Raw genomic sequence first — 15148 nt, 5'->3', positions numbered from 1 at the left:
TCATAAGCTGGGGGAGGTGAATACTCAAGTTTGCTCAATCGCGGCGAAAATAAGATAAAAGGTGGGGATAACGTAAAAAAGCCTCCAAAAGGAGGCTTTTTTTGAATCAAATTCTAAAGAAGATTAGAAGTTATACTTCATACCTACTGAGAATCTACGACCATTAACATCATAGAACTCGCCTGAGTCGAATGTTGCTGGTGTACGAGGAGGTTCTTTATCAAATAGGTTACTTACACCTAGACGAAGTTGTAAATCCTCTAACACGTATGACTTATACATGAAATCCACAGTTGTATATGATGAAACTTCGTTGAAGTTATTAGCTTCAATAGTCCAATCTTTGTCATCAACCGTACTATGGCGGTAATTAACCGTTAACGCGTATACTGATTCATCTTGCGAGTACACCGCTGTAAAACGGCCTTTCCAGCGTGGTGAATCGTCAGTTAGTCCAGTAAAGCTACGTAAGTCGTCAGCACGGCCTGTTGAGTTTTGAGTGTCTTTTTGAATGTAAGTCGCGGCTAATTTTAAAGCAACCTCACCACTCATGGCATCAAATCGATATGCCGACTCTAGATCGTAACCTTTCTTTACTATTTGTGCAGAGTTAATTGGGCGTTGATAGAAGTGTTCAATATCGCCATTTTTACCGCGAACTAAGTTTTTACAAAATAAGTTGTCAATTGATTCACTTTCATAACAGTATTTGATTATGTCTGCACGACCAAAGTATTGAATTGCGCCGTCAATTTCGAATGACCAATAATCAACAGTAAAATCTAGACCTTCGATAAATTCAGGTGTATAGATAAGACCTACAGTTAAGTCATTAGACACTTCGTTCTTAAGTTCGGTGTTACCAACGATTGAACCTTCAAGACTGCCGCCCGCAAGCCATTCTGAAGAAGGCATCCAACCTTCTGGTAAGCCGTCAGCTTGGCAGTTTCTAATAATGTTTTGTTTGTACTTGTAATCGTCACTTAGCTTTTTAATGCTGTCAGCACGACAGATGTCAGCACGGCCAGAGCTGTATTGTGTTGATGACGGTGCAAATAGATCACCTAAGCTCGGTGCTCTGACTGATTTTGAACGGTTAACGCGTAGTCTTAACTCTTCAGTTATACCCCAATTAAGTGCTAGCTTCCAAGCATCGTCTCCACCAGTCACTGAATAATCCATATAACGATATGCACCTTCAAATGTTAAGTCTAATGCAAGAAATTCGTCCACGAGTAATGGTACAGATAGCTCCATTGAAAGCTCGTCAACTTCAATTTCACCATGCATTGGTAAGCTAGAATTACCGAAGATTAAGCCTTTTTCCATATTTTCAGATGGCGTCTTTTCAGCAACTTCGCGACGGTGCTCGGCGGTAAATGCAGCACTCACATAACCAGCAGGAAGCTCAAATAGAATACCATCGACGGTGGCTGCAAAAACAGCTTGATCATGTCTTGCAAAACGGGTCGCTACAGTCGAAATATAACCCATTTGCTCTGCAGTTGCTGATGTTGCACCCATAGGATTAAATGGTACACAGCCTGCGATTTGGCCAATGATCTTACCTTTACTATCACGGTCTACACATACAGTTTGACCATCGATAACGGCTGAGTTAACTGCGTTTAGTAAGTTTTGTTCAAGAACTTCACCTGTCCAAGTTGTATCTTGCTCTACGCGGCCAAATTGGAAATAGGCACTGTAACTCCAATCATCATTGATAATCCCTTCGGCACCAATAGATGAACGGAAGACTTCACGCTCTTGTTCGTAGTTACGGTCACCCCAAAGGTTTGAGTTCGCTTGATATAAAGTTACGCTATCAATACCTTTGACTAAATTACCATCTTTATCTTTGTATTCTACGCTATCCATGATATTGCCCATTTCATCGCTCACAAAGGCATTATCACGATAGATCTTATAGGCGAAGAATGTTGGACCGCTTTCAGTTGTCGAGTCTGTTTTTGACCAAGTTGCGTCAAATGTCAGAGCATGCTCATCATTCAGTTCGTAAGTACCATACGCAGAAGCGATTACTCGCTCTAGAGGTGTTCTAAAATAACTTTTTGATCCTTGAGTAAATACACCATCACCTTTGTTGTATTCATCGTGGAAGTAGCGGCCAGCAGCTAAGTCTGAAATAGCTGAATTTGGATCTGGGATCAAACCTAACCCATAGTTAAATGGTTGTAATGAACCATCTTCTTGAAATGCAAAGTGGTTATTTAAATATACATCACGAGTTTTATCTGCACCCGGAGCGATAGCAAAGAAATCACCTTTTTCAGAATATCTAGCGAGGGCCGTTTGACCGTTTAGTACGATATTCCCAGGAATGCCATCTTTGCTTCCTGTGTCAGAAGGGTTGGCTATCGATCGCATTGAATTTCTGTAGAAATCGCGGTCAAGCTTTGCATAGCTTTCGTTTTTCGTATAATTCAACGAGGTAATGAATGAAAGCTTGTCTAGCTCTTGTCCGCCAGTAATTGAGAAAGAGTAATCTTCACCGCCACTTTGTTCAGGCTTCACGGTGGAGATATCAACTTCTACGCCATCAAATGACTTCTTGGTAATGATGTTTACAACACCAGCGACAGCGTCCGCACCATAGACTGCTGCTGCGCCGCCTGTTGCGATTTCTACACGCTCAATAATAGAAGTAGGGATGTTGTTTAAATCTACCGCAGTGTCACCAACAGAGCCTGGTACAAAGCGACGGCCATTAACTAATACCAGTGTACGTTCTGAGCCTAAACCACGCAGATCAGTAGTATTTAAACCTGACGCATAGATGTAGCTGGTGGTATTTTCAGGAGATAGGCCAACACTAGCTTGAGGCATTTCAGCTAAAAGGTCATTTACGTTGGTGATGCCTTGGTTTTCAAGCTCTACACCACCAATTACAGTAACTGGTGTAGGTGAAGTTAGGTTCACACGTTTGATTCGTGAACCGGTAACTTGAATGCGCTCTACTGATTTAGCTTCTGTTTGTTCGTTTGCAACAGCTACTGAACTGCTTACGGCACCAGCGACTAAAGCAACTTGGATTCCAGCGGTAACTAGATTTAACTTCTTCAACATTTTGACCCTTATTTACTTTGTTTATAACGATGGCCGACCCTTTCCATACTTTGGAAGGCGACATATCGCAATATAGGTGCTGCGTTTTTACCATAAACAATTGTTAAATATGGGTTTTGTCTAAATGTGTATGATGTTTAAAAAAGGTGTAATGTGTGATTTTGTTGTTCCTTATTTGGTTTTCTTTATTATAATCAGTTGGTTATGTTGGTTCTTTGTGTCATCTTTTATTTACGGTTAGTAAGTGTTTACAAATGCTGTTATTGTTTTGAGAACAATAAATTTAAATTTGATAGAAATGATATAAGTTTCAGTTTGAAATTTAAGCTTTTTTGTAGCTGGAATTGTAATTTTTATGTGGGTTTTGCTGTGCTAAAAGTGAGCACTTGATGTTTTGAGGGGAATTCGACAGGGAACTTTTTTAGATAGGCCGAAAATCAACCTATCTCTTTATGGAAAATAGCTAATTTTGCATAGCTTTTAAGCGTCTGAGTTTGAGCTGCTCTTGAATAGCCTTTCCTTGGTAGCCGTCTGCAATGATCTCTTGTACATCGATGTTGCGAGTTGCTAAAAAGTTCTGTGTAAGTTTGTCACAAAGAGCACGTAAATTATCACTTACCTTGCTACAAATATAACAAAAGCGCTCTAGTTTCTCAGGTCTGCGCCATGCGTCTATATTTTGTAAGATAATAAGCCATTCATCAGGGGTTTTACTTTCTTTGCTCAATAAATCGAGATTTGCGATAAGCTCTTTGCTGCTTTCTAAGTAAATATTAGGCACTTTAAATCGTTTTGCTTGCTCTAACTGAATCAAGCAAGTACCCGAAAAGTAACAGGCAAGGCTGAATTGTGCTAATCCATCCAACTCATCATTCTTTTCAAGTCTAGAGAGTGCACTTTGAAATTTTCCATATGCTGCTTGATCCCACTCTGGGATGTATGGAGAAACAAATTCACGTGCACCTAACGCTGAGATCGTATTTAGAAAGTGTCCTAATCCGTTATCTTGTATTGTTTTTTCTATTTCTAGCCAAATACGCTCTTTGGTTAAGGTTTTTAATTCATCGTTAGCGACCATGGTTTGCATAAGGTGCCAAGTTTCAGTTGCAATGGTGAAGTTGTATTCTTTATAGCGAGCTGCAAAACGCGCTACTCGCAGCACTCTAAGTGGATCTTCACTAAAAGCGCTGCTGACATGGCGTAATATTCGGTTTTCTAAATCTTTTTGACCGCCATAGGGGTCAATAAGCGAACCATCATCATCTTTAGCAATTGCATTAACGGTAAGATCTCGGCGAAGTAAATCTTCTTCCAAGCTTATTTCTGGGCCAAAATCACAAATAAACCCAGTGTATCCTTGACCACTTTTACGCTCGGTGCGCGCAAGAGCGTGTTCGTCTTTTGTGATGGGGTGTAAGAATACAGGGAAGTCGCTGCCAACTTGCTGATAGCCCAGCTCACTCATTTGCTCTGGTGTGCTGCCAACGACCACATAATCTCTTTCTTTTATTGGGCGCCCTAGCAGTTCATCTCTAACTGCACCGCCGACGAGATAGATTTTCATTTGCTATATTCCATTTTATGCGATTCAAGGTTTTATCTTGAACCGGATTTTGCCATTATAGAGCGCATCATAACAATAAAGAGACAAGTCGTGTATTTACGCTATTTTGGGTTAACTGAAAAACCCTTCTCGATTGCACCAAATCCTGAATTCTTATTCCTTAGCGAACGTCACAAGGAAGCACTTGCACATTTAACCTATGGGTTGGGTGACGCGGGTGGCTTTGTACTACTGACTGGTGAGGTTGGTACGGGGAAAACCACAGTTACACGGAGTATGCTGGCTCAGTTGCCTGAATCAACGAAGGTTGCTTTTATACTTAACCCATCGCTATCGGAGCTTGAACTGCTTGCGACGATTTGTGATGAGCTGGAAATTGACTATGACAGCAACAACGCCACGTTAAAATCGCTTACCGATGTGATTAAGCATAGATTGTTAGAGAACCATCATAGTGGTGGTCATACAATGTTGATCATTGATGAAGCTCAGCATTTAGCACCGGAGGTACTTGAACAGCTTAGGCTGCTGACTAACCTTGAAACAGATCATAAAAAATTGCTACAAATAGTATTAGTGGGTCAACCAGAGCTACAGCATTTGTTGCAGCGCAACGAGCTGCGGCAATTAGCACAAAGGATCACGGCGCGTTATCACTTACTGCCACTTAGCGAATCGCAAGTGTTTGCTTATATACAGCATCGTCTGCAAAAAGCCGGTTGTCAGCAAGCTTTGTTCCACCATGATGCGGTAGCCTATGTACATCAAGTGACAGCAGGGATCCCAAGATTAATAAATTTGTTGGCCGACAGGTGTTTATTAGGGGCATACTCGGCATCGCAAACTCAGGTAACGAAAGCAATCGCTGTTCAAGCAGCAAAGGAGGCGCTACCCACTAATTTAGTGCCAGTTGCAAGCCAAGAAAAGAGTCGCGTGCCATTATTTTTTTCGGTTTGGCTTGGTATGTTATTTGTTGCGGGCTTTGGTTTGGCAAAATTGGTGTAGAGGGAAACATGTCGTATTTAACAAGAGCTATGAAACAGTCGCAGCAAGGTGCAGATGCCGAACAGGATTATTTGAGTCAACGCCAAGACGCCCAACTCATTTTCTATAAAAAGCTCGTTACCTATGCCGGTGCGGGTCTCTTGTCTTTGTCTTCACTTGGGGCGGGGTATTATATCGGTAAGATAACGACCCCAGCAGAAGTGCAACCAGCAGTAACGACTAAAGTGGAGGCGAAAAAAGAAGAGCAAGCTGAGCTTTCTACAGATCTTGCGGTGGAGAATAATCAGCAGGTGAAAAAGGCTAGTGTTGCTAGTCAAGAAGTGAGTACACCAGCGACAACTTCAGCGACAAACAACACTGTTAATTCTAATCTAGAGGCACAAACTGCTGAGCCTGAGCAGCACTTCCAGTGGGTGTCTGTGCAAATTGGCGTTGATAACCAAGGCAAGCCTCTATATCAACAACAATTGGTACCGGTAGATTCTGTTAAAGCTGTACCTGTCGTGTCAATCCCTACATCGGATGTCATTCAACCTAATCAGGTTACTCAAGACTTATCTCCAGGAGAAGTCCAAACGGCTGGGGAGTACGCGGGCTATCGCGTATTTGGCGCTAAGCCAAAACCACAAGATGATGAACTTGCCGGGGTATCAGAAGAACTTAAAAAAGCCTTTGCAGAGGCGGTAAAAGAAACAGCACCGCATGAAGAGCCTGAGGTGCTTGCTACTACTAAGGAGTCTGCTTCAGCTACGCCCATCGCGCTGCTGCCTGCCCAACTGCAAAATAGTATTCCAAGCTTGCGCTATCAAGCACATATTTATGCTACCGACTCCCATGAGCGGTGGATAAAAATAAACAATAGACCTTTATATGAGGGTGATAGTCTAGGGGCTTTGACCGTTGTAGAAATTACACCAGAGCAAACACGTTTTGATTTCGACGGTATTGAATTCAGCCTTGAGGCAATGGAGGACTGGCTGCCTTCATATTAAGGCAGCATTGAATGTTTAAAAAACCGAATAAGATCAAGCTTGAATTCTTCGGGCTTGATCGCTGACTCTAGCTCATCGTTTGCTTTTTTCGCGCTTAAATCGATATCTTGAACTTCAATGTAATGCATGTGTTTAGCGTGATAAAACACTTTAACAACGGGTTTTAGCGGCGTTTTGGGATTGCTTTGGGCAATAACACCGACCTTACCACTAGTGAGTTTTACTAAAGTGCCCACAGGGTATACGCCAATGCAAGCAATAAACCGGCTTAGTAGTTGTTCGTCAAAATGGTGAGGGCAGCCTTCACGCATTAACTTAAACGCTTTAATTGGTGTCATGCCCTCTTTATAGACGCGCTCAGCGGTCAATGCGTCATATACATCAACGATAGCTGCCATTCTCACATGCTGAGGAAGTTCGTCCGCAGTTTTGCCATAAGGATACCCTGTGCCATCTAGGCGCTCGTGGTGATAGCCTGCTATTTCACAAGCAACTCGTCCAAGACCTGCATTGAGCAAAATATCAAAGCTGTATTTAGCGTGAGACTTCATGATGTGATACTCATCGAGGCTCAATTTTCCAGGCTTATGTAAAATATTGTCGGGAATTTCTATCTTACCAATGTCGTGGAGTAGCGCGCCTGTGGTCATCTCCTCGGTTAACTCTCTCGAATAGCCTAGGTGCTTACAGAAAATAGCCATTAAGATAGAAACATTAATAGAGTGCTCCAATAGATAGGCGTCTTTTTCTCTGATCCGCGCGATACAGGATAGTGCATCTTGATTGCGAAATACGGAGTCAATAAAGCCGCTTGCTGTTGCTTTAAAAGCCTCTATTTCTATCGCTTTACCCGCTTTAATATCCGCAAACGCTTTGCTTTGAATTGCTTTTGCTTCGTCGTAAAGTGTCACTGCGTGTTGCATCTCTGCATCAACACTACACTTGCTCTGCCATGGATCATGCTCTGGTTTATGCGGCTCTTCTATATTTTCATCATGAGGTGGTTCGTCGTGAGGGTCATGTTCTGAAAGGCGCTTACTGGGATCGACCGTTACCTCTAAAACACCACTCTTTTGTAGCTTTGTAATGCTTGTTTTCGTTCTCACCCAGCCTTTGGTTTTAATCGCAACTGAGCCTGTCTGCTTTGTCACACCGACAACAAACATACCTGGCTCTAAATCACTGATATTAATGTTAATCTCTGGCATGAAGGTTCCTTAAGTTGTGTCTTTAAGCGTAGCAAAACTTGGTAAAATAGAAAGGATTAAAATATAAATATGATTGATTTTCCCCCAATAAACCCGCATCCTGAAAGAAACAAAAAGGAGTCTATTTTATGCGCTTATCTCCCTTGGTGTTAGGCCTCATTGCCACTTTGTCTTGGCATGCGAATGCCAATTTGAAACAACAAGTTGCAGAGTCTATGCCTGAACTTGAGTCTTTGTACTTACATTTACATCAAAACCCTGAGCTCTCTTATAAAGAAGAAAAAACAGCAGGGCGTTTGGCGGATGAAATGCGCAGACTTGGTTATGACGTGACTGAAAATGTGGGTGGCTTTGGTGTTGTTGGCATGCTGAAAAATGGTGATGGTCCAACGGTGATGATCCGAGCCGATACCGATGGTTTGCCAATTATTGAAGAAACAGGGAAGTCGTACGCGTCAAAAGTTAAAGTGAAAGATGATGCGGGGAATTTGGTTGGTGTGATGCACGGTTGTGGTCACGACATCCATATGACCAGTTTAATCGGTACGGCAAAACAGCTAATGGCTAACAAGGAAAAGTGGCAAGGTACATTGATGTTAGTTGCTCAACCCGCTGAAGAAGTGGGTGGCGGCGCAAAAGCGATGTTGAAGGAAGGGTTGTATACTCAGTTTGCTAAACCCGATCATGTGCTTGGTTTGCATGTAAGTGCTGCGGTTCCTGCCGGTAAAGTGGCGATCGCACCGGGTTATGCATTGGCGAATGTTGACTCAGTTGACATCATTGTCAAGGGTAAAGGGGGGCATGGAGCCTATCCACATACTACCATCGACCCTGTGGTACTAGCATCTCGAATTGTACTAGGACTACAGACCATTACATCACGAGAGATCTCTCCGTTAGAGCCGTCGGTGATCACTGTAGGCTCTATTCACGGTGGTTCTAAGCACAATATCATTTCAAACGAAGTGAAGCTTCAACTGACGCTACGCTCTTATAATCCGGATGTGCGTGAGCAACAAATTGCGGCGATAAAACGCCTGACTGCAGGCATAGCAAAAAGTGCAGGATTGGAGGACAGTCTTGTGCCTGAGGTTATCGTTCATGAAAGCGAAAGCATTCCATCTACGTATAATAATCCGGAGTTGGCTAAGTTTGTAACTAGCGCTATTAAGCAGGAAATTGGTGCAGAAAATGTTGAACAATCTCAGCCGGTGATGGCTGGTGAAGATTTCGGTTTATATGGCCGTACTGACGACAATGTACCAATTACAATTTTTTGGCTAGGTGGTGTTAATCAAGCGGTATTCGATGCGGCACAAAAAAGCGGAGAGCCTTTACCTTCATTGCATTCTAGTCACTTTGCGCCAGATTACCCTATCGCCATCGCAACTGGAGTTAGAGCGATGACTAATAGTGCACTTGCTTTGTTTAATCAAAAGTAAGCTTTATCTAGCATTTTTATCTTGCATAGTAAAAAGGTAGCCTTGGCTACCTTTTTAGTTTTTAGTCTTTATTTGCTGCTGCAAGCATTAACTCTCTATTGCGCTCTAGTTTTACCAGCATCGCATCTGCAATGGGTTTGAACTTAGCGAGCTCAGACTGAGGTAATGGTTCAGACTTTGGCAGTTTTACCGTTTTAGGATTTCGGTGTACGCCGTTCACCAAAAACTCGTAATGAAGGTGAGGACCTGTTACGCGGCCAGTTGAGCCGACAGTACCAATTTTCTGCCCTTGCTTCACTTTTTGACCTGTCTTAACAGTACGCTTATTCAAGTGTAAGTACTTAGTCACATACTTGCTGCCGTGCTGAATAAACACATAATTACCATTGAGTTTATTGTAACCAGACTTTAGTACTTTACCGTTACCAGAGGAAACCACCGGCGTGCCTACGCGTGCCGCATAGTCTATACCATTGTGAGACGATACTCGGCCAGTCACAGGGTGAAGGCGACGCGGATTAAAGCTGGAGCTGATATATTTGAAGTTAACCGGTGCTCTTAAGAAAGCCTTTTTCATGCTACGGCCTTCAGGGGTATAGAAGTCGTCATCAGTATGACGAACTGCACTGTAACGCTCGCCCTGATTAATAAATTCTGCGGCAATAATTTTACCATTACCGATTTCTTCACCGTCTACATAGTGCTTTTCAAACACTAAAGCGAAAGAGTCGCCCTTACGAATATCGTTTGCAAAGTCGACATCCCACCCAAAAATATCGGCGAAGTTCATTATTTGGCGTTCGCTAAGACCCGCTGAAATACCAGCGCTCCAGAAGCTGGAATTGATCTTGCCACCTGCCGATTTTTCGCGACTTTCGATTTCCTTGCTTTCGATTTTGGTTTCGTAATTACCCTCGTCGTTTAGGGTGACCAATAAGGTATCCGTTTTTGACAAGATGTATTTTAATTGAGCTAATTCACCACCATCATTGCTAGCAAAGCTAAGCACTTCTCCCGGGTGGATTTTAGTCAGCTTGCGGGTTTCTGCGTTGGTATTGACCAGATTGTGTAACGTTTTGGCAGAATAACCTGCGCGTTTAAAAATCACGGCTAGGCTGTCGCCAGACTTCACTTCGTGGTCTTTAAATTCAAATACAGGTTGTTTAGGGGCAGACTCAGGCGTGATGACTGGCGCTGCATCTAATTCAGTAAGTTGCTCTGTTTTTTCTGATATTTTTACTGGCAACTCGTAACGTTTCCCAACTTCTAAAGCTTTTCCGTCATTGTCTTTTGAAGCCGTTGCTTTTTCAGAGGGGATCAGGGCAATTCCGACCATCGCAGATAGGAAGCCGATGATGAGCACTTTGTGCTTTTTGGGGAGCTTATGAACCACATGAACCATAATGCGCCTTTTCTGCTGTCAAGAATTATTGTAGATAATATTGCAGGATATACGTAATAAACCCGTAATACCAGCGTTTTGTGCATTTAAACTCGGATAAATATAGGCTAGAATCGAGCGATTACAAGTTATAGCTGTTGGAGTGAGAATAGTGGATTTAGAAACTGCATTTGCAGAGATTAGCCGTGGTGCAGAAGAAATTCTGTTGCAAGATGAATTAAAAGAAAAGCTGAAGTCAGGTAAAAAACTACGTATTAAAGCGGGTTTCGATCCAACAGCGCCTGATTTGCATTTAGGGCACACAGTGCTAATCAATAAAATGAAAACCTTTCAAGACTTAGGCCATGAGGTGATTTTCTTGATTGGTGATTTCACCGGTATGATTGGCGACCCAACGGGCAAAAATGTAACTCGTAAGCCACTCACTCGTGAAGATGTACTGGCAAATGCAGAAACATACAAAGAACAGGTTTTCAAAATCCTTGATCCTGCCAAAACCACAGTCGCATTCAATTCTGAGTGGATGGAAAAGCTAGGTACAGCCGGTATGATCAAGCTTGCTGCACGTCAAACCGTGGCACGTATGCTTGAGCGCGACGACTTTAAAAAGCGTTATGCAAATGGCCAAGCAATCGCAATCCACGAATTCTTATATCCACTGGTTCAAGGTTGGGACTCGGTTGCATTAGAGGCGGATGTTGAGCTCGGTGGTACCGATCAGCGCTTTAACCTATTAATGGGTCGTGAGCTACAAAAAGACGAAGGGCAAAAGCCGCAAACAGTACTGATGATGCCGCTACTTGAAGGCACCGACGGCGTACAGAAAATGTCTAAGTCACTAGGTAACTACATCGGTATTACTGATGCGCCAAACGACATGTTCGGTAAAGTGATGTCGATTTCTGACGATTTAATGTGGCGTTACTACGAATTGTTAAGCGCAAAAACACTGGATGATATCGCTGCACTTAAAGAAGAAGTTGCAGGCGGCCGCAACCCTCGTGACATTAAGATTGAATTTGCAAAAGAAATGATTGCTCGATTCCACAGTGAAGCTGATGCTGAAGCGGCGCATCAAGACTTTATCAAGCGTTTCCAAAAAAATGCCTTACCTGATGAGATCCCTGAAGTCACCGTAACTATTGAGGGTGAAAGCACGTTTATCACTAACTTGCTAAAAGAAGCCGGTTTAGTGGCAAGTACTTCAGAGGCGATGCGCATGATCAAGCAAGGCGCGGTTAAGCTAAATGGCGAAGATAAAGTAACAGACACAAAATTAGAAGTTGCGAAAGGTTCTTGTGAAATCTACCAAGTAGGTAAGCGTAAGTTTGCGAAAGTTACGGTAAACTAAACAAGCTAATCTACTTGTTATAGCCGAAGAGGTCAGTGTTTTACTGGCCTTTTTTGTGGTTGTTACAACATTAAGCTAGCAAAATTTATAATCACAAGCAGTAAGGCGGAAGTAGCAATAAATAGCCAGCGCATTTGATTAAGTAGCCCGAGTAAATGCTGAATATGCTCAGCTGAGGGTTGCGCTTTTGCACCTACCCGCATCACATCATAACGTTCACCAAAATAAAAGCGCGGCCCTGCGAGCTGTGTATGTAAATTTGCGGCAAAAAAGCTCAGTGCCCATCCGGTATTCGTTTGGCTAAAGTGACGGCCGTAGTATTTAATGTAGTGCCAAGTTTGCTTTGGTCTAAGTAGCAACGAAAAGCAGGTAATTAATAATCGAATGGGTACAAACTCAACGAGCCAAATCACGCGGGAAAGGCTTGTCATAAAACGGGCTGAGGGGGGCATTACTTGCCGCCAAGCATGGTCGCATAGCAGTAACAGTTTATAAAATAGCGCTAGATAGGGACCTGCCATTAGATACAGTAAAGCAATGACAAAAAAATGGCGCAGGGTATTTAATGCGGTGCTATCTATGGTGGCTTTACAAATACCAAGCTCTGTTAGCTTCTCTACATCTCTTGCTACCATTCCTTGCAACACGGCTCTTGCGGTTACTTTTTGCTTTGACTTTATCAGCGCGGAAATACGCTTAGCACGGCTTTCATGGCTAATATCTAAGCATAAAAACAACACCAGCCCACCGAGCCAATTAGGATAAAAAGCAAAGCTAATAATCGCATAAGTTAATACAGTGATAGTTAATATAGGGAGGAGGAATCCCAGTGTGCCTGATAACAGTTGATAACTAGAAGCCGCTTTGGGGCGATAAACTTTTTCGGCAATCGCTTTAAATATAAGGCTAAGAATAAGATTAGGGTGATAAAGTGTTGATAACCTTACCCCTAGACTGGCAAAAATCGCCAGTAAGAAAATGATCAGGCCCTCATGGGCCTGAAGCAAGCTGTCGAGCACTAAAGCGTAACCTTATCCAGCTTATTAAGTAGTGCCATCACCATTTTAGAAGAGTTAACAGAAGCGACTTCTAGATACTCTTCGAATGATTGCGGTGATTCTTTGCCGGCGATATCAGATAGCGAGCGGATCACAACAAATGGCGTGTTTAAAGAATGACAAGCCTGCGCAATTGCCGCACCTTCCATTTCTACTGCTAACATCGTCGGGAAGTCTGCACGCGCCTTGTCGATGCGTACTGGGTCGCACATAAATGAGTCACCCGTACAGATCAAACCAACCATAGTTTGAATGCCTTCAAGCGCATGTACGCTTTGCTCTGCAGCTTCAACTAATTTTGTGTGCGAAGTAAACGCAGCAGGCATTTGCGGAACTTGACCAATTTCATAGCCAAACGCAGTAACATCTACGTCGTGATGACGTACTTCATTTGAAATCACCACATCGCCGACGTTTAGTGATGGTTCAAAGCCACCTGCAGAACCCGTGTTGATCACGCAATCTGGCGCAAAGTTGTCGATAAGCAAAGTTGTCGCAACCGTCGCTGCCACTTTACCAATGCCAGACTGTACAAGCGTTACGTCAAGACCAGCCAGTTTGCCGGTATAAAAAGTAAAGCCACCTTTGGTCAATGTTTGCGGGTTTTCCATGGTGTTACGCAAAATGGTAACTTCTTGCTCCATTGCGCCGATAATGCCTACTTTCATCAAAAGATTCCTAATTTGTGGTGGGGAAAGCCCCAGTGTCAAAATTGCTTTTATTATACGAAAGGGGTTTTGATAGGTAAAACAAAAAACGGGCTGACGCCCGTTTTGCTAGATTTCTGCCAACTGAGTTGACTGTGCTTTTGCCTGTGAAGGAGACAGTACCGCAGGTTTGTAGGTGCGGTTTCTGGTTTTCTTTGGCATCTCCACTTTTTGGCCAAGCTTGAATAGGATTGCCGCACGGACCTCAGCGCTTTGGTAGCCACTTTTGATTTTCATACGAATGTGTGGAATACCCGCAGATTCCAGAGCGCCACTTACAAACCAATCTTTTTGTGCTTTATGGCCGTTTTTATTGGCGTTATTGACCAAGTCAACAGCGGCAACAATTTTCAGTGTCTCTTTGTCTACCAAGACATAATCCAACTGCTTATTCTTAGCTTTAGTTACCGCAGCACGACGTGCTTTTGGAGAGATACCCGGCTTGCACTCAATCACATCAATGAGCTTAATGCGGCTAACGATTTTATATCTATCGCCAACGGCACGTTCTAATAAATGTAGAAACGATGCTTCAACGGTGGTAAAAACAGATTCTTTACGATTAAATGGATAAGGATTGCCACCCACATCGGTGTACTTAGAAGCGACAATGGAAGCAACGACCACTAGAGCCAAAATAGCAAGTAACGCAAATTCCATACAAAACTCCAAATCAAAAAAATGACATCTGTGGTTTTATAAGCAATAGCTGTGCCATAAAATTACTTTACGGCAAGTCATAAGAATTTGTGTGGTTGGCTATGGAGGTGGACTATTTGTCGTATAGGAACGTATCTGACAGTGTTAATCGCCGTGATGTATTTCAGACCTGCGTCGACTAATTAATAGTTTACTATCAATAGGAATAAACTCACTAGCGGCACGGATCAGTGAGGCGGCGGTAAGCTGCGGCACGCCGTAAACTTCGACTCGGGTATGGTATTTATCTCTGAGTTTATTCGCGAGTAAATCAAAATCACCATCGCCAGTTACTAGAATAATTACATCGGATTCTGACGCGCACTCCATGGCATCAATGGTAATGCCAACATCCCAATCACATTTTGCGGAGCCATCGGCACGTTGAATATAAGGCTTTAACTTCACCTCAAAGCCAATCGCTCGCAGGATATTTTGGAACTGCTTTTGTTTGTCGTCACCCCGTTTGCTGGAATAGGCAATGGCTTGATATACCTCGCGATTAGCCGTTGCTTTACGCCAAAACGCGTTATAGTCAAAGCCTGTTTGGTAGGCTTGTTTGGTGGTGTAATAAACATTTTGAGCGTCAACTAAAATGGTGACTTTTTCCATAATGGACTCTTAGCAATAAAT

Annotated in this window: 12 protein-coding genes; 4 read left to right on the top strand and 8 right to left on the bottom strand. The window is 42.9% G+C overall.

The features are described 5' to 3' along the window. Positions 1-123: 123 nt before the first annotated feature. Both L3V43_RS03250 and L3V43_RS03245 read right to left on the bottom strand, forming a co-directional pair. Entirely contained in the window at positions 124-3087 is a 2964-nt protein-coding gene (locus tag L3V43_RS03250) for a TonB-dependent receptor (protein ID WP_237115743.1), read from the bottom strand. Between the two features lie 463 nt (positions 3088-3550). Then, the gene (locus L3V43_RS03245; protein ID WP_102057453.1) at positions 3551-4651 is read right to left on the bottom strand and encodes a tRNA nucleotidyltransferase; all 1101 of its coding nucleotides are present in this window, start codon (positions 4649-4651) and stop codon (positions 3551-3553) included. Positions 4652-4741: 90 nt separating this feature from the next. Between L3V43_RS03245 and L3V43_RS03240 the strand changes: the two genes are divergently transcribed. Both L3V43_RS03240 and L3V43_RS03235 read left to right on the top strand, forming a co-directional pair. Next, positions 4742-5656 carry an AAA family ATPase gene (locus tag L3V43_RS03240; RefSeq protein WP_174169761.1) on the top strand — a complete coding sequence of 305 codons (915 nt, stop codon included), beginning with the start codon at positions 4742-4744 and terminating at the stop codon, positions 5654-5656. Positions 5657-5664: 8 nt separating this feature from the next. After that, complete coding sequence (locus L3V43_RS03235) at positions 5665-6648, top strand: general secretion pathway protein GspB (RefSeq protein WP_102057451.1); 984 nt, start codon at positions 5665-5667, stop codon at positions 6646-6648. Here L3V43_RS03235 and L3V43_RS03230 read toward each other — a convergent pair. Next, entirely contained in the window at positions 6645-7856 is a 1212-nt protein-coding gene (locus L3V43_RS03230; RefSeq protein ID WP_237115744.1) for an HD-GYP domain-containing protein, read from the bottom strand. The genes L3V43_RS03235 and L3V43_RS03230 overlap by 4 nt on opposite strands. 128 nt (positions 7857-7984) lie before the next feature. Between L3V43_RS03230 and L3V43_RS03225 the strand changes: the two genes are divergently transcribed. Further along, positions 7985-9298 carry an amidohydrolase gene (locus L3V43_RS03225; protein ID WP_237115745.1) on the top strand — a complete coding sequence of 438 codons (1314 nt, stop codon included), beginning with the start codon at positions 7985-7987 and terminating at the stop codon, positions 9296-9298. A gap of 61 nt (positions 9299-9359) precedes the next feature. Here L3V43_RS03225 and L3V43_RS03220 read toward each other — a convergent pair whose 3' ends face one another. Then, positions 9360-10700, bottom strand: a complete 1341-nt coding sequence (locus tag L3V43_RS03220) for a peptidoglycan DD-metalloendopeptidase family protein (protein ID WP_237115746.1) — start codon at positions 10698-10700, stop codon at positions 9360-9362. A 151-nt stretch (positions 10701-10851) separates the two neighbouring features. Here L3V43_RS03220 and tyrS point away from each other — a divergent pair, with 151 nt between their 5' ends. After that, positions 10852-12051, top strand: coding sequence for a tyrosine--tRNA ligase (tyrS, locus tag L3V43_RS03215; RefSeq protein ID WP_102057449.1), 1200 nt, complete (start codon positions 10852-10854; stop codon positions 12049-12051). Positions 12052-12113: 62 nt separating this feature from the next. Here the strand turns inward: tyrS and L3V43_RS03210 are convergent, their stop codons facing one another. From L3V43_RS03210 to L3V43_RS03195, 4 genes are all read right to left on the bottom strand, one after another. Further along, complete coding sequence (locus L3V43_RS03210; protein ID WP_235368288.1) at positions 12114-13070, bottom strand: cobalamin biosynthesis protein; 957 nt, start codon at positions 13068-13070, stop codon at positions 12114-12116. Next, entirely contained in the window at positions 13070-13777 is a 708-nt protein-coding gene (gene mtnN / locus L3V43_RS03205) for a 5'-methylthioadenosine/S-adenosylhomocysteine nucleosidase (RefSeq protein ID WP_010605978.1), read from the bottom strand. The genes L3V43_RS03210 and mtnN overlap by 1 nt, the downstream gene beginning before the upstream one ends. A gap of 108 nt (positions 13778-13885) precedes the next feature. Continuing rightward, entirely contained in the window at positions 13886-14476 is a 591-nt protein-coding gene (locus L3V43_RS03200; RefSeq protein WP_010605979.1) for a DUF2726 domain-containing protein, read from the bottom strand. Between the two features lie 144 nt (positions 14477-14620). Further along, positions 14621-15127, bottom strand: a complete 507-nt coding sequence (locus L3V43_RS03195) for an NYN domain-containing protein (RefSeq protein WP_237115747.1) — start codon at positions 15125-15127, stop codon at positions 14621-14623. Positions 15128-15148: the final 21 nt, after the last annotated feature.

It is taken from the genome of Pseudoalteromonas sp. L23 (assembly GCF_021728455.1).
In the GTDB taxonomy this organism is placed as follows: domain Bacteria; phylum Pseudomonadota; class Gammaproteobacteria; order Enterobacterales; family Alteromonadaceae; genus Pseudoalteromonas.
This window is presented reverse-complemented; position numbering and strand designations above follow the sequence as displayed.